21 protein-coding genes are annotated in these 21,787 nt (G+C 67.3%); 18 read left to right on the forward strand and 3 right to left on the reverse strand.

Annotated features, from left to right (window positions below; translation table 11 throughout):
* Window positions 1-42 precede the first annotated feature (42 nt).
* Both ABIB38_RS12765 and ABIB38_RS12770 read right to left on the reverse strand, forming a co-directional pair.
* Entirely contained in the window at window positions 43-840 is a 798-nt protein-coding gene (locus ABIB38_RS12765; protein ID WP_429204345.1) for a GntR family transcriptional regulator, read from the reverse strand.
* A gap of 20 nt (window positions 841-860) precedes the next feature.
* Window positions 861-1,892: a Rieske 2Fe-2S domain-containing protein gene (locus ABIB38_RS12770; protein WP_429204347.1), complete on the reverse strand. Its 1,032-nt coding sequence runs from the start codon at window positions 1,890-1,892 to the stop codon at window positions 861-863.
* 325 nt (window positions 1,893-2,217) lie between these two features.
* Between ABIB38_RS12770 and ABIB38_RS12775 the strand changes: the two genes are divergently transcribed.
* From ABIB38_RS12775 to ligK, 15 genes are all read left to right on the forward strand, one after another.
* Entirely contained in the window at window positions 2,218-3,393 is a 1,176-nt protein-coding gene (locus ABIB38_RS12775) for an ABC transporter substrate-binding protein (RefSeq protein ID WP_429204348.1), read from the forward strand.
* A 171-nt stretch (window positions 3,394-3,564) separates the two neighbouring features.
* A complete protein-coding gene (locus tag ABIB38_RS12780; RefSeq protein ID WP_429204350.1) occupies window positions 3,565-4,440 on the forward strand; it encodes a branched-chain amino acid ABC transporter permease in 876 nt (291 codons plus the stop codon).
* Complete coding sequence (locus ABIB38_RS12785; RefSeq protein WP_429204351.1) at window positions 4,437-5,456, forward strand: branched-chain amino acid ABC transporter permease; 1,020 nt, start codon at window positions 4,437-4,439, stop codon at window positions 5,454-5,456. Before ABIB38_RS12780 ends, ABIB38_RS12785 begins: the two co-directional genes overlap by 4 nt.
* Window positions 5,453-6,202, forward strand: a complete 750-nt coding sequence (locus ABIB38_RS12790) for an ABC transporter ATP-binding protein (protein WP_429204352.1) — start codon at window positions 5,453-5,455, stop codon at window positions 6,200-6,202. The genes ABIB38_RS12785 and ABIB38_RS12790 overlap by 4 nt, the downstream gene beginning before the upstream one ends.
* Window positions 6,195-6,920 (forward strand): ABC transporter ATP-binding protein, encoded by a 726-nt coding sequence (locus tag ABIB38_RS12795; protein ID WP_429204354.1) that lies wholly within the window; start codon window positions 6,195-6,197, stop codon window positions 6,918-6,920. Before ABIB38_RS12790 ends, ABIB38_RS12795 begins: the two co-directional genes overlap by 8 nt.
* Window positions 6,921-7,031: 111 nt before the next feature.
* A complete protein-coding gene (locus ABIB38_RS12800) occupies window positions 7,032-8,150 on the forward strand; it encodes a porin (RefSeq protein ID WP_429204355.1) in 1,119 nt (372 codons plus the stop codon).
* 62 nt (window positions 8,151-8,212) lie between these two features.
* Entirely contained in the window at window positions 8,213-9,409 is a 1,197-nt protein-coding gene (gene fdhA / locus ABIB38_RS12805; RefSeq protein ID WP_429204357.1) for a formaldehyde dehydrogenase, glutathione-independent, read from the forward strand.
* A 34-nt stretch (window positions 9,410-9,443) separates the two neighbouring features.
* Window positions 9,444-10,400 carry a PDR/VanB family oxidoreductase gene (locus ABIB38_RS12810; RefSeq protein ID WP_429204359.1) on the forward strand — a complete coding sequence of 319 codons (957 nt, stop codon included), beginning with the start codon at window positions 9,444-9,446 and terminating at the stop codon, window positions 10,398-10,400.
* A 7-nt stretch (window positions 10,401-10,407) separates the two neighbouring features.
* Window positions 10,408-11,145, forward strand: coding sequence for an alpha/beta fold hydrolase (locus ABIB38_RS12815; RefSeq protein ID WP_429204361.1), 738 nt, complete (start codon window positions 10,408-10,410; stop codon window positions 11,143-11,145).
* On the forward strand, window positions 11,132-11,545 hold the full coding sequence (locus ABIB38_RS12820) for a nuclear transport factor 2 family protein (RefSeq protein WP_429204362.1): 414 nt from the start codon (window positions 11,132-11,134) through the stop codon (window positions 11,543-11,545). The genes ABIB38_RS12815 and ABIB38_RS12820 overlap by 14 nt, the downstream gene beginning before the upstream one ends.
* Window positions 11,546-11,566: 21 nt before the next feature.
* Window positions 11,567-12,703, forward strand: a complete 1,137-nt coding sequence (locus ABIB38_RS12825; RefSeq protein WP_429204364.1) for a Rieske 2Fe-2S domain-containing protein — start codon at window positions 11,567-11,569, stop codon at window positions 12,701-12,703.
* A gap of 30 nt (window positions 12,704-12,733) precedes the next feature.
* Window positions 12,734-13,966, forward strand: a complete 1,233-nt coding sequence (locus tag ABIB38_RS12830) for a gallate dioxygenase (RefSeq protein WP_429204366.1) — start codon at window positions 12,734-12,736, stop codon at window positions 13,964-13,966.
* Entirely contained in the window at window positions 13,963-15,084 is a 1,122-nt protein-coding gene (locus ABIB38_RS12835; RefSeq protein ID WP_429204367.1) for a 4-oxalomesaconate tautomerase, read from the forward strand. The genes ABIB38_RS12830 and ABIB38_RS12835 overlap by 4 nt, the downstream gene beginning before the upstream one ends.
* A 30-nt stretch (window positions 15,085-15,114) precedes the next feature.
* Window positions 15,115-16,140, forward strand: coding sequence for an amidohydrolase family protein (locus ABIB38_RS12840; RefSeq protein WP_429204448.1), 1,026 nt, complete (start codon window positions 15,115-15,117; stop codon window positions 16,138-16,140).
* Window positions 16,141-16,156: 16 nt separating this feature from the next.
* Window positions 16,157-16,840: a 4-carboxy-4-hydroxy-2-oxoadipate aldolase/oxaloacetate decarboxylase gene (ligK, locus tag ABIB38_RS12845; protein WP_429204450.1), complete on the forward strand. Its 684-nt coding sequence runs from the start codon at window positions 16,157-16,159 to the stop codon at window positions 16,838-16,840.
* Here the strand turns inward: ligK and prpR are convergent.
* Window positions 16,828-18,447: a propionate catabolism operon regulatory protein PrpR gene (prpR, locus tag ABIB38_RS12850; protein ID WP_429204369.1), complete on the reverse strand. Its 1,620-nt coding sequence runs from the start codon at window positions 18,445-18,447 to the stop codon at window positions 16,828-16,830. The genes ligK and prpR overlap by 13 nt on opposite strands.
* Window positions 18,448-18,608: 161 nt before the next feature.
* Here prpR and ABIB38_RS12855 point away from each other — a divergent pair, with 161 nt between their 5' ends.
* From ABIB38_RS12855 to prpB, 3 genes are all read left to right on the forward strand, one after another.
* Window positions 18,609-18,917, forward strand: a complete 309-nt coding sequence (locus ABIB38_RS12855; RefSeq protein WP_429204370.1) for a DUF485 domain-containing protein — start codon at window positions 18,609-18,611, stop codon at window positions 18,915-18,917.
* The gene (locus ABIB38_RS12860) at window positions 18,917-20,578 is read left to right on the forward strand and encodes a cation acetate symporter (RefSeq protein WP_429204452.1); all 1,662 of its coding nucleotides are present in this window, start codon (window positions 18,917-18,919) and stop codon (window positions 20,576-20,578) included. The genes ABIB38_RS12855 and ABIB38_RS12860 overlap by 1 nt, the downstream gene beginning before the upstream one ends.
* A gap of 308 nt (window positions 20,579-20,886) precedes the next feature.
* Window positions 20,887-21,777 carry a methylisocitrate lyase gene (gene prpB, locus ABIB38_RS12865; protein WP_429204372.1) on the forward strand — a complete coding sequence of 297 codons (891 nt, stop codon included), beginning with the start codon at window positions 20,887-20,889 and terminating at the stop codon, window positions 21,775-21,777.
* Window positions 21,778-21,787: the final 10 nt, after the last annotated feature.

Genomic DNA, 21,787 nt, shown 5'->3' on the forward strand with positions numbered 1-21,787 from the left:
GACCCGGTTGCCGGGCTGGGAGAGGGCTGGCGGCCTGGCAGCTCAGGCTCGCTGGATCAGCGCCGCGCCGACGATACGGTCGAGCGCATCGGTGTTGCGCAGCGCCAGTTCGAGGTTCTTCTGGGCAATGCGGGAATGTTCCTTGACCAGCGCCTCGACCCGGGCGCCGGCGCGCGCTTCGATGGCGTCGACGATGTCGTGGTGCTGCATCTGCGCCAGCTTCATGTTCATTTGCGAGCCGGGCAGTACGGCCTGGGCGATGACGAACGCGTTCGGCGACGCGAACGGCATCGACGCGACCCGCAGCAGCGCGCGCTGGACCATGCTGCTGGCGGAAGCCTCCAGGATCAGGTCGTGCAGCCGTCCATTGAACACGGCGTACTGTTCGAGTTTCTCGATCTCGGGCAGGTCGCTGTCGACCGTCGCATCCAGGCGCTCGACGCAGTCGCGCATCTGCTGCAGCACGAAACGCGATACGCCGCGCTCGGCCGCCAGGCGCGCGGCCAGCGCCTCGATCGTCCCGCGCACCTCGATCGCGTCGGCGATGTCGTGCTGGGAAAAAACCCGCACCACGTAGCCGGACGGCTGCGCCGCGTCCAGCAGGCCTTCTTCGGCCAGGCGCTGCATGGCGGCGCGGATCGGCGTGCGCGACACGCCCAGGTGCTCGGCAACCTCGACCTCGGACAGGCGCTCGCCCGGGACGAAATGGCCGCGCAGCACCGCATCGCGCAAGCCCAGGATCGCGCGCTCGGTCTGCGAGGCGTCGCGGCTGGCCGCCGGCTGGCTGCCCGCTGGGGCGCTCTTCAGGTCGTGCGGGGTGGGCGTGGTCGGTTCGTTCATGGGGCAGGCAGGTGGGTGGTTCAGGCTGGGCGTTCCGCGGCCAGCAGGCGGTCGATGACGCGACGCGATTGTACGCCACCGGCATCGATATTGAGCATCAGGAGCTTGCGTTCGGGATGCTTCAGGAGGTTTTCCTGCTGCCGCTCCAGCATCTCGCGGTCTTCGCCGAACACCTTGCCCTGGCCCTCGCGGATCGAGGCGGTCAGTTCCTTGTCATGCGGCTTGAAGTTGCGCGCCATGCCCCAGAAATACCAGTGCGTGGTCTCGGTCTCGGGGGTGATGAAGTCTACCACGATGGACCCCGCCTTCTCGTTCTGCGGGGCGTCGATGCCGCCCTTGCCGGCCAAGGCCACGCCGACCTCGATCAGCACGTGGCTGGGCGGCGTGAAATGGCAGACCTGCCAGCGGTCGACCGCCTGGTCGTCCGGCAAGTCGTTGCCGCGCAGCGCCATCTTCCAGAAGGGCGGCGCAGTGATGTTTTCCATATGGCGGCTGGTGATCACCTCGTCGCCCTCGACCCTGGTGGTCACCGGCGCTTCGTCGATTTCCTTCTGGCCGATGCTGGAGGCGTGGACATAGGTTTCGTGGGTCAGGTCCATCAGGTTGTCGACCATCAGGCGGTAATCGCATTTGATGTAGTACAGGCCGCCGCCATACGCCCAATCGGGGCTTTCGGCCCACGCCAGGTGGGGCAACTTGGCCGGGTCGGCCTGCGCCGGATCGCCCGGCCAGACCCAGATGAAGCCATAGCGCTCGATGACAGGGAAGCTCTTGATGCAGGGGAAGCCGCGCACGCGCTGGCCCGGCATGGCGACCGTCTTGCCGTCGCAACCCATTTCCAGGCCGTGATAGCCGCACACCAGATTGCCGTCTCGTACGAATCCGAGGGAAAGTGGCGCCCCGCGATGAGGGCAGAAGTCTTCCAGCGCCTTGGCGGCGCCTTCGACGCCGCGGTACAGCACCATTTTTTCGCCGCAGATCTGGCGGCCCAGCGGTTTATCGGCGATTTCCTCCGGCATGCAAGCCACATACCAAGCGTTTTTTGGGTACACGTACGGTCTCCGTTCATTAGTCGTGCCGCTAGCCAAAGGGGGGGCACTGGTTTCAGTTTGTATACATAGTGTATACAGCTTTTTCGCGTTTTTCCATATCGAGGGATGTATACCGAGAAAATATGCCAATTCTCTGCAAAATTGTGGTCATATTTCTAAAGCATGTATACAATTGGATCACACCAGCCCGGTTCTGCATACAGGCGGTGCAGTTCCCGGAGATGCCGCTGCATGGCTGACGCGAAGATGCAAGCAAGACCGCGCAAGACGGTCGCTGAAGCCCCCCGCAGCATGTCGTTAATAAAAATCGGAGGAGACAGTGAAGATGAGCAAATGGAAAGCGTCGGTCCTGGCGGCCGGCTGCCTGATGGTATGCGGCATGGGTGTGGCCAGTGCTGCCGAAGTGCGGGTGGGCGTCATCGCCTCGTTCAGCGGTCCATATAGCCACTGGGGCAAGTACATTCAAGAAGCGACGGAAGCCTACGTCGCCCAGCACGGCGGCAAGGCCGGCGCCCACACCGTCAAGATCATCTACAAGGACGTTGGCGGCAACAACCCGGCGCGCGCCCGCCAGCTGGCCGAAGAGCTGGTGGTGCGCGACCAGGTGCAGTACATCGCAGGCATCGAATTCACCCCGACCGCGCTGGCGGTGGCCGACGTCGCCACCCAGGCCCGGGTACCGGTCATCATCAACAATTCCGGCACCTCGGGCATCCTGTCGCGTTCCCCCTACCTGCTGCGCTCGGGCTATACCCAATGGATGGTGGCCACGCCGCTGGCCAAGTGGACGGCCGAGGCGGGCGGCAAGAACGTGTTCCTGGCGGCGGCCGACTATGCGCCCGGCCACGACGCCATCGCCGCCTACCGCAAGTCCTTCGTCGGGGCCGGCGGCAAGATTGCCGGCGAAATGCGCGTGCCCCTGAATACCGCCGACTTCTCGACCTATATGCAGAAGGTGCGCGAAGCCAGGCCCGATTACGTCTACATGTTCATGCCGGTCGGCCCGCTGTCGGTCGCCTTCATCAAGGCCTACGTGGAACGCGGCCTGGAAAAGGACGGCATCAAGCTGCTGGCCACCGCCGAGACCGAGGAAAGCGAACTGGCCGGCTACGGCGACGCCGCCTCCGGCATCGTCACCGCGCTGCACTACTCGGCCACCAGCGCCACGCCCGCCAACCAGGCTTTCGTGGCCGCCTTGCGCAAGAAGGCCGGCGCCACGCGCATCCCGAACGTGGCCTCGGTGTCGGCCTGGGACTCGATGCACATGATCTACCAGATGATCAAGGCCACCGACGGCAAGAAGGATGGGCCGAAGGCGATGGCGGCGATCAAGACCCTGGCCTGGGAGAGTCCTCGCGGGCCGGTGAAGGTCGATCCGGTCACGCGTGAACTGGTCCAGAACGTCTACATCCGCAAGGTGGAAAAGGTCGACGGCGCCTACGTCAACAAGACCTTCAAAACCTATGAGGCGATCAAGGACCCTGGCGTCAAGGTCGAGTAAGACCGTGGCGGCGCATCCAGGCGCCACCGACCCCCGGCTTCAACCCTGATAACGCGCCCGCCGCGGGCAGGCGCACGCTTTGGAGAATCATCTTGCAGTCATATTCACTCAACCGGGGCCGGCTGGCCCCCGGCGTGGCCGCGCACGCCCTTGTGCATCGTGGAGGCAGCCATGTCTAGCGCCTTCGCCTCGCTGGTCATGGTGCTGTTCGACGGCGTCTCGTTCGGCATGATCCTGTTCCTGATCTCGGTCGGCCTGTCGATCACGATGGGCGTGATGCGGGTCGTGAACCTGGCCCACTGCGGCTTTGCCATGATCGGCGGCTATCTGACGGTCGCCCTGACCACCATGGCCGGCCTGCCGTATGGGGCGGCCATCGTGCTGGCCGTGCTCGGCACGATGCTGATCGGCGCGCTGCTCGAGCGCACCGTGTATTCGTGGATCTACGGCCAGAGCGAACTGGGGCAGGTCTTGATGACCATGGGCCTGGTGATGGTGATGATCGCCGGCGCCAACGCGCTGTTCGGTTCGTCGATCCAGAACGTCCCGGTGCCGGCCGGACTGCGCGGTACCGTGCAACTGGGCGAACTGGGACTGCCGGTGTACCGCCTGTTCCTGATCGTGGTGGCCGCCGCCTGCGGCGTCGCGATCTGGCTGGGACTGGAGAAAACCGCGGTCGGCGCGCGCCTGCGCGCGGCGGTCGACAATGCGCGCATGGCCGGTTGCATCGGCATCGACGTCAAGGCGCTGTTCGCCGTCACCTTCGCCATCGGCTGCGGCTTCGCCGGCCTGGGCGGCGCCCTGGGCGCCGACATGTTCCCGCTCGAGCCCTATTACGCGCTGCACTACCTGGTGCTGGTGCTGATCGTGGTGTCGGTCGGCGGCCTGGGCAGCATCAAGGGCACCCTGTGCGCCGCCATCCTCCTCGGCCTGGTCGATACCCTGGGCCGCTACTACCTGCCGGTCGGCGGCGGGATCGTCATCTATCTCGCGACGCTGGTGGTGCTGCTGCTGCGTCCACAAGGACTTTTCGGAAGGCCAGCATGAAACACGAATTCAACACGCCGTTGGCGGCCAATGCGCTGCCGCATTATCGCCTGGGCCCGATGGACGTCCTGCCCTGGATCGTGGCCATGGCCGCCTTCTTCAGTTTCGACACCTACCTGTCGCTGGGTGCGCAAATCCTGGTGATGGTGATGTTCGGCCTGTCGCTCGACCTGGTGCTGGGATTCGCCGGCATCACCACGCTGGGCCACGCCGCGTTCTTCGGCGTGGGCGCCTATGCGGCCGGCTACTACAACCTGCATTTCTCGCAAGAGCCCCTGAGCGGCCTGCTGGTGGCCGGCGGCGCGGCCGGCGTCATCGGCGTGCTGAGCGGCCTACTGGTGCTGCGCACCCATGGCCTGGCGCTGCTGATGCTGACCATGGTGATCACGGTGCTGCTGCACGAGGTCGCGAACGCCTGGGGCAGCGTGACCGGCGGCGCCGACGGCCTGTCCGGCATCGCCGTCGATCCGCTGTTCGGCCGCTTCGAGTTCGACCTGTACGGCACCACGGCCTACCTGTACGCGCTCGGCGTGCTGTTCCTGGCGTTCCTGGTGGTGCGCACGATCGTCAACTCGCCCTTCGGGCTGTCGCTGCGCGGCATTCGCGAGAACGCCAGGCGCATGGGCCTGGTGGGCGCCTCGGTGCACCTGCGCCTGGTCGCGGTCTACACGCTGTCGGCGGTGCTGGCCGGCATGGCCGGCGGCCTGGGCGCCCAGCTCACGCGCACGGTCAGCCTCGACCGCCTCACCTTCCAGCTGTCGGGCGACATCCTGATCATGCTGATCATCGGCGGCGTCGGCCGCATGTACGGCGCCTTCATCGGCATCCCGCTGTACATGCTGATGCTGGACCGGGCCGCGGCCATCAATCCCTTCCACTGGATGTTCGCGGTCGGCCTGATGCTGATCTTCCTGGTGCGGTTCGCGCCGGGCGGCCTGATGTCGCTGGGCGACGGCGGGCTGTTCAAGTCGTTCGGCCGCCAGGCCCGTCCGGCCGCGACCACGGAGGGCGCATGAACTACGCACTGGAAACCCGGGGCATGTGCAAGCGCTTCGGCGCGGTCGAGGTCACGAAGAACGTCGGCCTCAAGATCGAGCAGGGCGCGCGCCATGCGCTGATCGGCCCGAACGGCGCCGGCAAGACCACCTTCATCAACCTGTGCACCGGCGTGCTGGCGCCCGACGCAGGCGCGATCCTGGTCGGCGGCAGCGACCTGACGCGCGCCTCGCCGCAGCGCCGCGTCAACCACGGGCTGGTGCGCACCTTCCAGCTGAACACCCTGTTCAACCACCTGACGGTGGCCGAGAACCTCGCGATCCCGGTCGCGCAGCGCCTGGGCCGCAGCTGGAAGCCATGGGGCCGCACCGGCAGCGACGGCGCCGTGCGCGCCGAGGTGGCGCACCTGCTCGAGCAGCTGGGCCTGGGCGCGCTGGCCGCCAGGAAGATCGTCGAACTGGCCTACGGCCAGCGCCGCCTGGTCGAAATCGGCATCGCGCTGGCGCTGCGCCCCAAGGTGCTGCTGCTGGACGAACCGGCGGCGGGCATCCCCAACGGCGAGAGCGGCATGGTCCTCGAGCTGCTCGAGCGCCTGCCGGCCGAACTGGCCATCGTCTTCATCGAGCACGACATGAACCTGGTGTTCCGCTTCGCCCGGCGCATCACCGTGCTGGTCGAGGGCGCGGTGCTCACCGAAGGCTCGGTCGACGAGATCCGCAACGACCCGCGCGTGCGGGATGTCTACCTGGGACGGCGCCATGACTAAGCTGATCGAACTATCCGGACTGACCGCGGGCTACCGCGATGCGGTCGTTCTCAACGACCTGTCGCTGGCGATCGGCAAGGGCGAGGCGGTGGCCCTGCTGGGCCGCAACGGCGTGGGCAAGAGCACGCTGCTGGCGACCCTGATGGGACTGACCACCACCTTCAAGGGAAGCGTGCGGATGAATGGGGCCGACATCGGCGCGCTGGCGCCGCACCAGCGCAACGCGGCCGGCCTGGGCTACGTGCCGCAGGAGCGCGAGATTTTTCACTCGCTCACCGTGCACCAGAACCTGGAGGTCGCGGCGCGCGCCGGCCAGTGGGACCTGGCGGCCGTGTACCGGCTGTTTCCGCGCCTGGCCGAGCGCCGGACGAACTTCGGCAACCAGCTCTCGGGCGGCGAGCAGCAGATGCTGGCCATGGGCCGCGCGCTGGTCGGCAACCCCAGCCTGTTGCTGCTCGACGAGCCGCTGGAAGGGCTGTCGCCAATCATGATGGACGTCCTGCTCGACGCCACGCGCGTGCTCAAGGACGCCGGCCAGACCCTGGTCCTGGTCGAGCAGCACGCCCATATGGCGCTCGAGGTCACCGACCGTGTGGTGGTGCTGGACCGCGGCCGCATCGTGCATGACGGCGTCAGCAGCGATCTGCTGCGCGACGACGCGCGCCTGGGCGCACTGCTCGGCGTGGGCGACGGCGCCGCCCGGCTGGCGACGGCCTGACGCATCCGACAGACGAAATCCGCGAAAGGGAGGAACGGCGACACGAGACACCGAATCAGCAGCACACGATCGTCACTGCATGACATAAGACCATAACGGAGACACATACAGATGAAGAACAAGGTAGCGAAGAAGAACAAGGCCGCGCTGTTGGCGGGAATGCTGTGCATGGCGGGCGCGGCGCCGGCCCTCGCGCAATCGTCGGTCCAGGTGTACGGCATCATCGACACCGCCATCGAGCGGCTGTCGAACGCCGGACCGAATGGGGAGAGCCTGACCCGGATGCCGAACCTGTCGGGGGGCATGTTCCCGTCGCGGATCGGCCTGCGCGGCAGCGAGGACCTGGGCAACGGCCTGAAGGCCATCTTCACCCTCGAGAATGGCTTCGGCCCGGACGCCGGCGGCGTCAACCAGGGCGGCCGCCTGTTCGGGCGCCAGGCCTGGGTCGGCCTGAGCGGAGACTGGGGCGCCGTGACCGTCGGCCGCAACTACAGCATGCTGTTCTTCTCGCGCTTCGACACCGACATCATCGGGCCTTCGCAATACTCGATGGGCTCGCTCGACCTCTACCTGCCGAACGACCGCAAGGACAATTCGATCGCGTACAAGGGCACGTTCAGCGGGGTGACGGTCGGCGCCACCTACAGCCTCGGACGCGATGCGGCCACCGCCGGCGGTCCGTCCGCCACCGGCTGCGGCGGCGAGAGCGCGACCGACGACAAGGCCTGCCGCGCCTGGAGCGCCATGCTGCGCTACGACAGCAAGCGCTGGGGCGCGGCGCTGGCCTACGACACCTACAACGGCGGTCCGGGCGCGGCGGCGGCGTTCAGTCCGACCAGCAGCGCGCTGTCGGACACCCGGATCAACCTCGGCGCGTACGTGGTGCTGGGCGACTGGAAGGTGAGCGGGGGGCGCTTCTGGCGCGACAACGAAGGCAACGCCCTGACCCCGCGCAGCACCCTGTCCTACCTGGGCGCGGCCTACGCGGTGACGCCGATGATCACGATCGACGGCCAGGTGCTGCGCCTGGACTTCCGCGACAGCGGCAACGACACCAATATGGTCGTGCTGCGCGGGATGTACAACTTCTCGAAGCGCACCACCGTGTACCTGATGGGCGGGAAGGTCGACAACAGCGGCGCAGCGGCGGTCGCCCTCAGCGCGGGCGCGACGACGCGTGCCGGCGGAACCCAGAACGGCGTGATGGCCGGCATCAAGCACGCGTTCTGAGCCAGACAGCGGTGCGCCGTGGTGGCGCACCTGCGGACAAGCAAACGACAACGGAGGAAGCAATGGCAGAAAATCGTGGTGTGGTGTACATGGGGCAGGGCAAGGTCGAAGTCCGGAACATCCCGTTTCCGAAGATGGAAGACCCGCACGGCCGCAAGATCGAGCATGGCGTGATCCTGCGCGTGGTGTCGACCAATATCTGCGGCTCGGACCAGCATATGGTGCGCGGCCGCACCACGGCGCAAGTCGGACTGGTGCTGGGCCATGAAATCACCGGCGAAGTGCTGGAAGTCGGGCGCGACGTCGAAACCCTGCGCAAGGGCGACCTGGTATCGGTGCCGTTCAACGTCGCCTGCGGCCGTTGCCGCACCTGCAAGGAGCAGGACACCGGCGTGTGCCTGAACGTGAACCCGTCGCGCGCCGGCGGCGCCTACGGCTACGTCGACATGGGCGGCTGGATCGGCGGCCAGGCCGAATACGTGCTGGTGCCGTATGCCGACTTCAACCTGCTGAAATTCCCCGATCGCGACCGTGCGATGGCGAAGATCCGCGACCTGACCTGCCTGTCGGACATCCTGCCGACCGGTTATCACGGCGCCGTCACCGCCGGCGTCGGCCCGGGCAGCACCGTCTATATCGCCGGCGCCGGACCGGTCGGCATGGCGGCCGCGGCGTCCGCGCGCCTGCTGGGCGCGGCCGTCACCATCGTCGGCGACGTCAATCCGCTCCGCCTGGCGCATGCGAAGTCGGTCGGCTTCGAGACGGTCGACCTGTCGCAGGACGCGCCGCTGGGCGAGCAGATCGCCGCGATCCTGGGCACGCCCGAAGTCGACTGCGCGGTCGACTGCGTCGGCTTCGAGGCGCGCGGCCATGGCCAGTCCGGCGCACGCAGCGAGGCGCCGGCCACGGTGCTCAACTCGCTGATGGAAATCACGCGCGCGGCCGGCAGGATCGGCATTCCGGGCCTGTATGTCACCGACGATCCGGGCGCCGCCGACCAGGCAGCCAAACACGGCAGCCTGCAGATCCGCTTCGGCCTGGGCTGGGCCAAGTCGCACAGCTTCCATACCGGCCAGACGCCGGTGATGAAGTACAACCGGGCCCTGATGCAGGCGATCCTGTGGGACCGCATCAACGTCGCCGAGGTGGTCAATGTGCAGGTCATCGGCCTGGACGAGGCGCCGCAGGGCTACGGCGAATTCGATGCCGGGGTGGCGAAGAAATTCGTCATCGATCCACACCGGATGCTGGCCGCCTGAAGCCCTCCTTGTTTACTTGAAATACGGTCACGCCATGAACACTATCGCAGTCAGAATCGTCAGCAAGACGCAGGAAGCACAGGACATCGCCGGTTTCGAGCTGGCCAGCGAGGACGGGCAGGCGCTGCCGCCGTTCTCGGCCGGCGCGCACATCGACGTCCACATCGCCGACGGGCTGGTGCGCCAGTATTCGCTGTGCAACGATCCGGCCGAACGGCATCGCTACCGGATCGCGGTGCTGCGCGATCCGGCCTCGCGCGGCGGCTCGCAGGCGGCGCACGAGCGGCTCAGCGAGGGCGACGTCATCCAGATCGGCGCGCCGCGCAATCACTTCGAGCTGGGCCCCGCGGACGACTACCTGCTGCTTGCCGGGGGCATCGGCGTGACCCCGATCCTGTGCATGGCCGAGCGGCTGGCAAAGACAGGCGCGCGCTTTGCCATGCATTACTGCGCCCGTTCGCCGGAGCGCGCCGCCTTCCTGGATCGCATCGCGGGCGCGCCGTTTCGCGACCGCGTGCACCTGCATTTCGATTCCGGCGCCGCCGGACAGAAATTCGACATGGCAGCGCTGCTGGCGCAGGCCGGCGCCGGCACCCACCTGTATGTATGCGGTCCGCAGGGCTTCATCGACCACGTCGCCGGCAGCGCGCGCGGCGCCGGATGGGCCGAGCATCGCATCCACTTCGAATACTTCGGCGCCGCGCCGCAGGACGCGTCGGGGGACGCCGCGTTCGAGGTGAAGCTGGCCAGCAGCGGCCAGACCTATGTGATCCCGGCGGGAAAATCGGTCTGCAACGCGCTGCTGGAGCACGGCATCGACATTCCGATCTCGTGCGAGCAGGGCGTGTGCGGCACCTGCATCACGCGCGTGCTGGAGGGAACGCCCGACCACCGCGACCTGTATTTCACCGACGAAGAAAAAGCCGCCAACGACCAGTTCACGCCGTGCTGCTCGCGCGCGAAGACCGGCCTGCTGGTGCTGGACCTGTGAGGATGCGATGAAGACGATCTACCTGCTGTGCGGCCTGCTGTGCGACGACGTCGTGTGGGAGGCGCAGGCCCGTGAACTGGCGCGCGACCATGACGTGCGCGTGATCAGCTTCCTGCAACACGATTCGCTGGCGGCGATGGCCGCCCATGTGCTGGCCGGGGCGCCGGCCAGCTTCGCGCTGGCCGGCCATTCGATGGGCGGACGGGTGGCGCTGGAGGTGATGCGCCAGGCGCCGCACCGCGTCGAGCGCCTGGCCCTGCTCGACACCGGCTACGAGGCGGCCGTCCCGGGCGAGGTCGAACGGCGCGCGGTGCTGGTCGAGCAGGCGCTCGCGCAGGGGACGGCGGCCATCGCCCGCACCTGGGGCTTGCCGATGCTTGCGCCGCACCGGCGCGACGACCCCGCCGTGGTGCAGCCGGTGCTGGACATGGTCGGGCGCATGACGGGCGCGATCTACGCGGCCCAGACCCGCGCCTTGCTGTCGCGGCCGGACGCGACCGGCGTGCTGCAGGGCGTCGATTGCCCGACCCTGGTGCTGTGCGGCCGCCAGGACGGCTGGAGCCCGCCCGAACGCCACGAAAGGATGGCGGCACTGCTGCCGCGGCCACCGCTGCTGCGCCTGCTCGACGAGTGCGGCCACATGGCGATGATGGAGCAGCCCGCCGCCGTGCTGGCGGCGCTGCGCGAATGGCTGGCGCTGCCGGCCGGATCGACGACGGGGAGCGACGACCATGCACGCCATTGAAGAACTGCTGGTGCGCCAGGCCTGCGCCGAGCTCATCGCCCTGTATGCGCTGCTCAACGACGAGCGCCGCTATGAGGAGCTGGCCGACCTGTTCACCGAGGACGCGACCCTGTTCCGGCCATCGAGCCCGGACCAGCCGATCCGGGGCCGCGCGGCGATCCTGGAGGCCTTCCGCAAGCGCCCGGACAGCGTCGTCACCTTCCACGTCACCAGCGACGTGCTGGTGGAGGCATCCGCCGCGGGCGTCGTGCAGGTCCGCTCGAAGATGCTGATGTTCGCGGCGACCCGCGGCGAAGCGGGCAGCAACAAGGCGCCGGTGGCGGGCACCTTCCACGATACGGTCGTATCGACGCCGGACGGCTGGAAATTCAGCCAGCGGCGCGGCGCGCTCGTCATCTGACCACGAACCGAGGAGAACGGCATGTCGCAAGCACCGCAAGCACCGCAAGCAACGCATGACACGCAAGCACCGCAAACCCCAGGCAAGCGCCAGGCGATGGCCGACCATGCCACCCCGCTCGTCAGGAACGCCTGGTACGTCGCCGGCATGAGCGGGGAAATCAACCGCGACCTGAAGCAGCGCACGCTGCTGGGCAAGACGGTGCTGATGTACCGCACCCTGGCGGGCGACCCGGTCATCATGCAGGACCGCTGCCCGCACCGCAATTTTCCGCTCTCGAAAGGGCGCCTGGACGGCGACAGGGTGGTGTGCGGCTACCATGGCATGAACTTCACGCCGGATGGCCAGTGCGTGTTCATGCCGGCGCTCACGCGCGCGCCATCGCACGTGCGGATCGCCTCCTACCCGGTGGTCGAACGCTCGCCCCTGGTCTGGGTATGGCTGGGCGACCCGGACCGGGCCGATCCGGCCCTGGTGCCCGAGACGCCGTGGCTGTCCGACCCGGCGTACAAGACCGTGAACGGCCGGTTCCACGTCCGGACCAACTACGTGGCGATGCACGAAAACCTGCTCGACCAGACGCATTTCCCGATCCTGCACGCGGGCACCGGCATCGGCACCCCCGAGTATTCGCGCTCGACGATGGACGTGCGGGTCGACGGCGACCGGGTGCACCTGGTGCGCGCGCTGCTCGATGCGCCGGCGCCGGACATCTACGGCATCCCGGCGCGCCTGAAAGACCGCATCGTCGACCGCCATTCGGACGGCTGGTTCGCCAGTCCGGCGCTGCATTACGCCCATGCGCGCATCGTCAACAAGGCGCCGCGCGCGGGAGAGCGGATCGAGTACCGCTACACGATCACCCACGTCTACACGCCCGAAACCCAGGGCACGATCCACTACTGGTGGTTCAACAGCCGCGACACCTACCTGGACGACCCCGAGACCGACCGCTTCCTGGTCGAATCGTCGGTGAAGGCCTACCAGGAAGACGTCGATGCATTGGGCTGGATCCAGGAAGTGGTCGAGCGCGAGACGGAGCCGTTCGAGGAGCTCAGCTTCGGCCCCGACCGGCCCGGCATCGCGATGCGCAAGATCCTGCTGCGCCTGGCCGAGGCCGAAACACGGGATGCGCCGGAGAATCAGGCAGCCGCCTGAAGACGATCACCATCACCATCAGGAATCCATATGGCACACATCATCGGGGGCATCGGCACCTCGCACGTTCCCACCATCGGCCTGGCCTATGACCGCAAGCGCCAGGATGACCCGGCCTGGGCGCCGCTGTTCGAGGGCTACAAGCCGGTAGCGGCATGGCTGGCCGAAAAGAAGCCGGACGTGCTGCTGTTCTTCTACAACGACCATGCCAACAGCTTCTTCTTCGATTGCTATCCGACCTTCTCGATCGGGGTGTCGCCCCAGTTCGACATGGCCGACGAAGGCGCCGGCCGCCGTCCGCTGCCGTCCATCCGCGGCCATGCGGGCCTGGCGGCGCACGTCACTGACTGCCTGGTCAACGAGGAATTCGACATGGCGGTGTTCCAGGACCGCCCCCTCGACCATGGCTGCAATTCTCCGCTCGGCCTGATGTGGCCGCACGAGCCGGCGTGGCCGGGCGCGATCCTGCCGATCGCGATCAATGTGCTGCAATACCCGTTGCCGACCGCGCAGCGCTGCTTCAAGCTGGGGCAGGCGGTACGGCGCGCGGTGCAATCCTTCCCGGACGACCTGAAGGTGGTCGTGGTCGGAACCGGCGGGCTGTCGCACCAGATCCACGGCGAGCGCACCGGCTTCAACGACACCGACTGGGATGACGAGTTCCTGCGCCTGTTCGTCGAGGCGCCGCACGAGATGACCGCGCTGACGCATGCCGAGCTGGTCAGGCGAGGCGGCGCCGAGAGCGCCGAGGTGATCATGTGGCTGGCGATGCGCGGCGCGCTGACCGACGAAATCCGCTGCGTGCACCAGAACCAGTATCTCGCCACCACCACCAATATGGCGGTGACGATCTACGAGCAGGTCGAAGCGAGCGGCCCGCCGCCGGCCGCGCCCAGGCCGCGGCCGAATGCGCAACTGGCGGGGATCGAGGAGATCGACGGCACCTATCCGTTCGACGTGCGCGCCAGCGTCAAGGCGGTCAACCTGAACCGCTTCTTCTGGCGCCATCGCGAGCCGGCGTTTCGCGCGCTGGTGGTCGACGATCTCGAGGCCGCTTTCGACGAATCGCACCTGACGCCGGAGGAACGGGCGCTGGTGCGCAAGCAGGATTGGCTGGGCCTGGTGCGCTACGGGGTCAGCTTCTTCGTGCTCGAGAAATTCGCGCGCGTGCTGCGGGTGTCGAACTTGCAGGTGTATGCGATCATGCGCGGCGAATCGCTGGAAGACTTCCTCAAGACGCGGCGCGTGCCGGAGTCGGCATGAACGGCGCGCCCGCATCCGACCTGGTCCCGGTGCCCTGCATCCTGATGCGCGGCGGCACCTCGCGCGGTCCGTTCTTTCTCGAATCGGACCTGCCGGCCGACGTGGCGGCGCGCGATCGCGTGCTGCTGGCGGCCATGGGCTCGCCCGACCACCGCCAGATCGACGGCCTTGGCGGCGCCCACCCGCTCACCAGCAAGGTGGGCATCGTGCGCAAGAGCGCCACGCCCGGCGTCGACCTCGACTTCCTGTTCGCCCAGTTGCAGCCGGATGCCGAGTCGGTCGACGTCACGCCCAACTGCGGCAACATGCTCGCCGCCGTGCTGCCGTTCGCGCTCGAGCGCGGCCTGCTGGCGCCCGCCGATGGCGCCACGACGGCGCGCATCCTGACGCTCAATACCGGCATGCAGTGCGACGTGACCGTACCCACCCCGGGCCGGCGCCTGCAGTATGGCGGAACCGCCCGCATCGATGGCGTGCCGGGCACGGCGGCGCCGGTCACGATCGCGTTCCTCGACACGGCCGGCTCGGTATGCCCGGCGCTGCTGCCGAGCGGGCGCGTGAAGGACACGATCGCGCTCGGCGGCGCCGATCCCCTGACCATCGAGGCGACCCTGATCGACAACGGCATGCCGATGGTGCTGGTGCGCGCCTGCGACCTGGGTGCGAGCGGCTACGAATCGGTCGCCGACCTCGACGCCAACGTGGCCCTGCGGGCGCGCGTCGAGGCGCTGCGGCTGGCCTGCGGTCCCCTGATGGGATTGGGCGACGTGACGAGCAAGAGCTATCCGAAGATGTGCCTGGTCGCCGCTCCGGCCGCCGGCGGCAGCCTGGCCACGCGTTGCTTCATACCGCATGTGTGCCACGAGGCGATCGGCGTGCTGGCCGCGGTGACGGTGGCCACTGCCGCGGTCCTGGACGGATCGGTCTGCGCCGGGCTGGCGCAGGTGCCGGACGGGCGCCGCAAGACCGTCTCGGTCGAACATCCGACCGGAGAATTGAGCGTCGAACTCGAACTCGACGAACACGATCCGCAAGTCGTCGCGCGCGCGGCGCTGCTGCGCACCGCGCGGCCCATCATGCGCGGCGAGGTACTGGTCCGCGCCGAACAAGGAGAATAGAAGATGCTGCACAATCAAGGACGGCGGCCGTTGGTCATCGATTGCCACGGCCACTATACGACCGCGCCCAAGGCGCTCGAAGAGTGGCGCCAGCGCCAGGTCGCCAGCCTGGGCGCCCCGGCTCAGGGGCCGAAGGCGTCGGAGCTCAAGATCAGCGACGACGAGCTGCGCGAGTCGATCGAAACGAACCAGCTGCGTCTGATGAAAGAGCGCGGCTCGGACCTGACGATCTTTTCGCCGCGCGCCAGCTTCATGGCCCACCATGTCGGCGACTTCGAGACCAGCGCCACCTGGGCCGCGATCTGCAACGAGTTGTGCTACCGCGTGTCGCAGCTGTACCCGGACCACTTCATCGGCGCCGCGATGCTGCCGCAATCCCCCGGTGTCGATCCGAAGACCTGCATTCCCGAGCTGGAGCGCTGCGTCAAGCAATACGGCATGGTCGGCATCAACCTGAATCCCGATCCATCGGGCGGCCACTGGACGTCGCCGCCGCTATCGGACCGCCACTGGTATCCGATCTACGAAAAGATGGTGGAGCACGACATTCCGGCGATGATCCACGTCAGCACCAGCTGCAACGCGTGCTTTCATACCACCGGCGCGCACTACCTGAATGCGGACACCACGGCCTTCATGCAGTGCCTGACCAGCGACCTGTTCAAGGACTTCCCGACCCTGAAGTTCCTGATCCCGCATGGCGGCGGGGCGGTGCCCTACCACTGGGGACGCTTCCGCGGCCTGGCCCAGGAAATGAAGAAACCGCTGCTCGAAGAACACCTGCTGAACAACATCTTCTTCGATACCTGCGTCTATCACCAGCCCGGCATCGACCTGTTGACCAAGGTGATCCCGGTAAAGAACGTGCTGTTCGCTTCCGAGATGATCGGCGCCGTGCGCGGCATCGATCCCGACACCGGCCACTACTACGACGATACGAAACGCTACGTGCAGGCGGCAAGCCTGTCGGACGCGGACCGTTTCCAGATTTTCGAGGGCAACGCGCGCCATGTATATCCGCGCCTGGACGCCTTCCTCACCCGGAAAGGATACTGAGATGACCGTTCCATTGATGAACCAGCTGGGCGTGGTCAAGCGCCATGTCACGCGCGCCGATCGCGCCACCATCGACCTGCTCGGCAAGCTGGGCAGCGCCACCGTGCATGAGGCGATGGGCCGTGTCGGCCTGCTCAAGCCGTATATGCGCCCGATCTGGCCGGGCGCCCAGGTGTCCGGCTCGGCGGTGACGGTGCTGCTGCACCCTGGCGACAACTGGATGATGCATGTGGTGGCCGAACAGATCCAGCCCGGCGACATCGTGGTTGCGGCGATCAGCGCCGAATGCGGCGACGGCTACTTTGGCGACCTGCTGGCCACCAGCTTCATGGCGCGCGGGGCGCACGCCCTGGTGATCGACGCCGGCGTGCGCGACGTGCGCGTGCTCAAGGAGATGGGTTTTCCGGTCTGGAGCAAGTGCATCAGCGCCAAGGGCACGATCAAGGCGACCCTGGGGTCGGTCAATATTCCCGTGCTGTGCGCGGGGGCGCTGGTCAATCCGGGCGACGTGATCGTGGCCGACGACGATGGCGTGGCGGTGGTGCCGGGCCAGGACGCCGGGCGTGTCGCGCACGTGGCGGAGCAGCGCGAAAGCCTGGAGGAAGAAAAGCGCGCCAGGCTGGCCGCGGGCGTGCTGGGCCTGGATATGTACGATATGCGCGGCCCCCTGGAGAAGGCCGGCCTGCGTTATATCGACTGAGCTTCGGACCTGAGCCGCCGCCAGAGCGTCGTGCGGCTGATGCCCAGGTGCCGCGCGGCCAGGTCGCGCTGGCCGCCGAAGCGCGCCAGCACCGCCGCCGCCGATTCGCGCAGCGCGGGCGCATCAGGCGCGCGCGGCGGGGCGGCGACGAGCGGCGCCGGCTGGCGCCCCAGCTCGGGCGCCACCGACAGCAGGAAAGCGGGCGTGAGCGACTGCAGCGGCTCGGCCGCCAGGAACAGCGCAACCCGCTCCATCAGGTTGCGCAGCTCGCGCACATTGCCGGGCCAGGCATAGGAGGAGAGCAGGGGCGCGCACGCCGCGATCTCGGCCGCCAGGTTCGGATGCGGGCGCGCATCGAGCGCGGCCAGCGCGTGTTTGAGCGACCATTCGGCCAGCGGCGCGATGTCCTGCGCCCGCGCGCGCAGCGGCGGCAAGGGCAGGCGCAGCACCGCCAGCCGATAGAACAGGTCGGCCCGAAAACGCCCCTCGCGCACCCGCGCTTCCAGGTCGCAGTGGGTGGCGCTGATCACGCGCAGGTCGATCGGCACCGGGCGTGTGCCGCCGACCCGCATCACCTCGCGTTCTTCGAGCACGCGCAGCAGGCGGGTCTGCAGGGCCAGCGGCATTTCGCCGATCTCGTCCAGGAACAGGGTGCCGCCGTTGGCGGCCTCGAACAGGCCGGCGTGGCCGCCGCGGCGCGCGCCGGTGAACGCGCCTTCCTCGTGGCCGAACAGCTCCGACTCCAGCAGCGACTCGGCGATCGCGCCGCAGTTCACCGCCACGAAGGGGCGGTCGGCGCCGCGCCGCGCTCTCTCGCGGTGGATCGCCTGCGCCACCAGTTCCTTGCCGCTGCCGGTCTCGCCCTCGATCAGCACGGTGCTGGGCGAGCGCGCGTACAGCACCACGGTCTGGCGCAGGCGCTCCATCGCCGGAGCGTCGCCGCGCAGGTCGTTGATGCCGCGCCGTGGGCGTTGTTCCGCTCCCTTGCGCCGTCCGCGGCCGGCCTCGAGCCGGGTCAGGCGCGCCAGCTCCAGCGCGTCGTCGAAGGCCTGGCGGATCGAGGCCGCCGAATACAGGAACACGCCGGTCAGCCCGGCTTCCTCGGCCAGGTCGGTGATCAGGCCCGCGCCGACGATCACGGCGATGCCCTCGGCCTTGAGCTCGTGCACCGCGGCGCGCGCATCCTCGCGCGTCACGTAGGTGCGCTGGGCCAGGTCCAGGCCGAAGGTGGCGGCGAAGTCGCCCAGTTCCGGCAGCGGCGCCTGGTAGCTGATGACGCCGATCCGGTGGGAGACGCGGCGCGCCCGCGCCAGCGCCTTGAGCACGTCGAAGCCGCTGGCCTTGGCCGCCACCACCGGCACCGACACGCGGCCCTTGAGCCAGGCGGCGTTCGAGCCGGCCGCGATGACCACGTCGCAGTGTTCGAGCGCCAGGCGCTCGCGGATGTGTTTCGCCGCATCGTCGAAACCAAGGTGCAGCGGTTCGATCGAAGCCACATGGTCGTATTCGACAGTGATGTCGCGGAACAGGTCGGACAGGCGCGAGACGGAGACGGTCCAGATGACGGGCTTGTCACCGGCGTCGAGCGGTGGGCGGGATGCGTTCATGTTTCAAGTTTAGTGCATTTTCAGCGTCAGGTTTCAATTTGAAACGGCTGGAGCTGAAAGCGAACGGTCATTTACTTCCATGCCGTAAGAATCCGGTAAGGGGCCAGCCGTAGGATGGGTCTCAGCCGAAAAGGCAATACCAGAAAAATCAGGAGACAAAAGTGGACCAAGATATCGTACAAAGGGTCAAGAGCGACCCGAATTACCTCAAGCTCAAAGAAACCCGTTCCCGGTTCGGCTGGACGCTGACCTGGGCCATGATGATCGTGTACTACGGCTTCACGCTGCTGGTCGCCTTCAACAAGGAGTTCATGGGTTCCCGCATCGGTGAAGGCGTCATGACCTGGGGCATTCCCCTGGGCCTGTTCGTCATCGTGTTCACCATCGTCATCACCGGCATCTACGTGCGCCGCGCCAACCGCGAATACGACGAACTGAGCGACGCCATCAAAGCGAAAGTGGGTGCATGATGATGAAACGCTTCCATACCGCAGCCGCTCTGGCTCTCCTTGCCGTCGCCGGCATCGCCCAGGCCGCCCCGGACCTCGGCCAGGGCGTCAAGCAAGCCACCAACTGGACCGCCATCATCATGTTCGGCGTGTTCGTGCTGGGCACCCTGTACATCACCAAATGGGCCGCCGGCAAGACCCGCTCGGCATCCGACTTCTACACCGCCGGCGGCGGCATCACGGGCTTCCAGAACGGCCTCGCGATCGCGGGCGACTTCATGTCGGCCGCGTCCTTCCTGGGCATTTCCGCCGCCGTGTTCCTGGACGGCTTCGATGGCCTGATCTATGCGATCGGCTTCCTGGTCGGCTGGCCCGTCATCACCTTCCTGATGGCCGAGCGCCTGCGCAACCTGGGCCGCTACACCTTCGCCGACGTGGCCTCGTACCGCTTCGCCCAGAAGCCGATCCGCGTGTTCGCGGCGTCCGGCACCCTGGTCGTGGTGGCCTTCTACCTGATCGCGCAGATGGTCGGCGCCGGCCAGCTGATCAAGCTGCTGTTCGGCCTGGACTACTGGATCGCGGTGGTGCTGGTCGGCATGCTGATGATGGTCTACGTGCTGTTCGGCGGCATGACCGCCACCACCTGGGTGCAGATCATCAAGGCCGTGCTGCTGCTGTCGGGCGCCTCGTTCATGGCGTTCTCGGTGCTGGCCCATTATAACTTCAGCCCGTCGCTGCTGTTCCAGACCGCCACCGAGCTGCACGCCAAGGGCGACGCGATCATGGGCCCGGGCAGCTTCATCAAGGATCCGATTTCCGCGATCTCGTTCGGCATGGCGCTGATGTTCGGCACCGCCGGCCTGCCGCACATCCTGATGCGCTTCTTCACCGTCCCGAGCGCCAAGGAAGCGCGCAAGTCGGTGCTGTGGGCCACCACCTGGATCGGCTACTTCTACATCCTGACCTTCATCATCGGCTTCGGCGCGATCGTGCTGGTGGGCACCAACCCGGCCTTCAAGGATGCTGCCGGCGCACTGCTGGGCGGCAACAACATGGCAGCGGTCCACCTGGCGCAAGCCGTGGGCGGCGACGTCTTCCTGGGCTTCATCTCGGCCGTGGCCTTCGCGACCATCCTGGCGGTGGTGGCCGGCCTGACCCTGTCGGGCGCCTCGGCGGTCTCGCACGACCTGTACGCCACCGTGTTCAAGAAGGGCCAGGCAACCAGCGCCAACGAGCTGAAGGTGTCGAAGATCACCACCCTCTGCCTCGGCGTCATCGCCGTGCTGCTCGGCATCGCGTTCGAGAAGCAGAACGTCGCCTTCATGGTGTCGCTGGCCTTCGCGATCGCCGCCTCGGCCAACTTCCCGGTGCTGTTCATGTCGGTGCTGTGGAAAGACTGCACCACCCGCGGCGCGACCGTGGGCGGGTTCCTGGGCCTGACGACCGCGGTCGTGCTGACGGTGCTGTCGAAGTCGGTCTGGGTCGACGTGCTGGGCAATAGCGCAGCGATCTTCCCGTACGCTTCGCCGGCGATCTTCTCGATGTCGGTGGGCTTCTTCGGTATCTGGCTGTTCTCGATCACCGACAAGGGTCCGCGTGCCCGCATCGACCGCGCCGGCTTCGAGGCGCAGGAAGTGCGCGCCGAGACCGGTATCGGAGCGGCGGGTGCGTCGGGACACTGAACGCAGCGCAGCATGAGGTAACGAGGGCGGCCTGCGGGCCGCCTTTTTCATTGTGCGCCCGGTCGCTGGAATCAATGGGTGCGCTTACGGGGCTCAAGCGCGGGAAGGCCCGTGTTTCAATTTCACATCGGCGTTTCAATTTGAAACGAATGCACAGGCGGCACGGAGCGCGGCCGCCATTCTCTTCATGATGGGCAGGTCAAGTCATTGATTTCACAGTAAAAACTCAGTCAATGGCCATCCTGTTGTCGCTGGCACGCCGCTTGCATATCTAGTGGCGACATCGACTGAACCAGAAAGGACACAGCATGGCCTCCATCTCCGCCGGCGCAGCATTTCGCAGGGCAATCCAGGAAGAATCCCCGTTGCAAGTGGTTGGCGCGATCAATGCCAACCACGCCTTGCTGGCCAAGCGCGCCGGCTTCAAGGCGCTCTATTTGTCGGGCGGCGGCGTGGCGGCGGGTTCGCTGGGCTTGCCCGATCTCGGGATCTCGAACCTGGACGACGTCCTGATCGACGTGCGCCGCATCACCGACGTGTGCGACCTGCCGCTGCTGGTCGACGTCGACACGGGGTTTGGCGCATCGGCCTTCAACGTCGCGCGTACCGTGCGCACCCTGGCCAAGGCCGGCGCCGCCGCCTGCCACATCGAAGACCAGGTCGGCGCCAAGCGCTGCGGCCACCGTCCGGGCAAGGAAATCGTCAGCAAGGACGAGATGGTCGACCGCATCAAGGCCGCCGCCGACGCACGCCCGTACGACGAGTTCGTGATCATGGCGCGCACCGATGCGCTGGCAGTGGAGGGCCTGGACGCCGCCATCGAGCGCGCCGTGGCCTGCGTGGAAGCCGGCGCCGACATGATCTTCCCCGAGGCGATGACGAGCCTCGAGATGTATAAACGGTTCGCGGATGCGGTCAAGGTGCCGGTGCTGGCCAACATCACCGAGTTCGGCGCGACTCCGCTGTTTACCGTCGACGAGCTCAAGGGCGCGGGCGTCGGCCTGGTGCTGTATCCGCTGTCGGCCTTCCGCGCCATGAACAAGGCGGCCGAGAACGTGTACAGCGCGATCCGGCGCGACGGCACCCAGCAGAACGTGCTCGACACCATGCAGACGCGCGCCGAACTGTACGACCGCATCGACTACCATCGTTATGAACAGAAGCTCGACGCGCTGTTCGCCCAGAACAACGCCAAGTAATCAGGAGACC

Source organism: Massilia sp. UYP11, assembly GCF_050434805.1.
Taxonomy (GTDB): domain Bacteria; phylum Pseudomonadota; class Gammaproteobacteria; order Burkholderiales; family Burkholderiaceae_D; genus Telluria.

What these genes read in the sequence shown, in the direction of transcription:
- ABIB38_RS12765 (WP_429204345.1), bottom strand. Translation starts at nt 840, where the DNA reads ATGAACGAACCGACCACGCCCACCCCGCACGACCTGAAGAGCGCCCCA.
- ABIB38_RS12775 (WP_429204348.1), top strand. Translation starts at nt 2,218, where the DNA reads ATGAGCAAATGGAAAGCGTCGGTCCTGGCGGCCGGCTGCCTGATGGTA.
- ABIB38_RS12780 (WP_429204350.1), top strand. Translation starts at nt 3,565, where the DNA reads ATGTCTAGCGCCTTCGCCTCGCTGGTCATGGTGCTGTTCGACGGCGTC.
- ABIB38_RS12785 (WP_429204351.1), top strand. Translation starts at nt 4,437, where the DNA reads ATGAAACACGAATTCAACACGCCGTTGGCGGCCAATGCGCTGCCGCAT.
- ABIB38_RS12790 (WP_429204352.1), top strand. Translation starts at nt 5,453, where the DNA reads ATGAACTACGCACTGGAAACCCGGGGCATGTGCAAGCGCTTCGGCGCG.
- ABIB38_RS12795 (WP_429204354.1), top strand. Translation starts at nt 6,195, where the DNA reads ATGACTAAGCTGATCGAACTATCCGGACTGACCGCGGGCTACCGCGAT.
- ABIB38_RS12800 (WP_429204355.1), top strand. Translation starts at nt 7,032, where the DNA reads ATGAAGAACAAGGTAGCGAAGAAGAACAAGGCCGCGCTGTTGGCGGGA.
- fdhA (WP_429204357.1), top strand. Translation starts at nt 8,213, where the DNA reads ATGGCAGAAAATCGTGGTGTGGTGTACATGGGGCAGGGCAAGGTCGAA.
- ABIB38_RS12810 (WP_429204359.1), top strand. Translation starts at nt 9,444, where the DNA reads ATGAACACTATCGCAGTCAGAATCGTCAGCAAGACGCAGGAAGCACAG.
- ABIB38_RS12815 (WP_429204361.1), top strand. Translation starts at nt 10,408, where the DNA reads ATGAAGACGATCTACCTGCTGTGCGGCCTGCTGTGCGACGACGTCGTG.
- ABIB38_RS12820 (WP_429204362.1), top strand. Translation starts at nt 11,132, where the DNA reads ATGCACGCCATTGAAGAACTGCTGGTGCGCCAGGCCTGCGCCGAGCTC.
- ABIB38_RS12825 (WP_429204364.1), top strand. Translation starts at nt 11,567, where the DNA reads ATGTCGCAAGCACCGCAAGCACCGCAAGCAACGCATGACACGCAAGCA.
- ABIB38_RS12830 (WP_429204366.1), top strand. Translation starts at nt 12,734, where the DNA reads ATGGCACACATCATCGGGGGCATCGGCACCTCGCACGTTCCCACCATC.
- ABIB38_RS12835 (WP_429204367.1), top strand. Translation starts at nt 13,963, where the DNA reads ATGAACGGCGCGCCCGCATCCGACCTGGTCCCGGTGCCCTGCATCCTG.
- ligK (WP_429204450.1), top strand. Translation starts at nt 16,157, where the DNA reads ATGAACCAGCTGGGCGTGGTCAAGCGCCATGTCACGCGCGCCGATCGC.
- prpR (WP_429204369.1), bottom strand. Translation starts at nt 18,447, where the DNA reads ATGAACGCATCCCGCCCACCGCTCGACGCCGGTGACAAGCCCGTCATC.
- ABIB38_RS12860 (WP_429204452.1), top strand. Translation starts at nt 18,917, where the DNA reads ATGATGAAACGCTTCCATACCGCAGCCGCTCTGGCTCTCCTTGCCGTC.
- prpB (WP_429204372.1), top strand. Translation starts at nt 20,887, where the DNA reads ATGGCCTCCATCTCCGCCGGCGCAGCATTTCGCAGGGCAATCCAGGAA.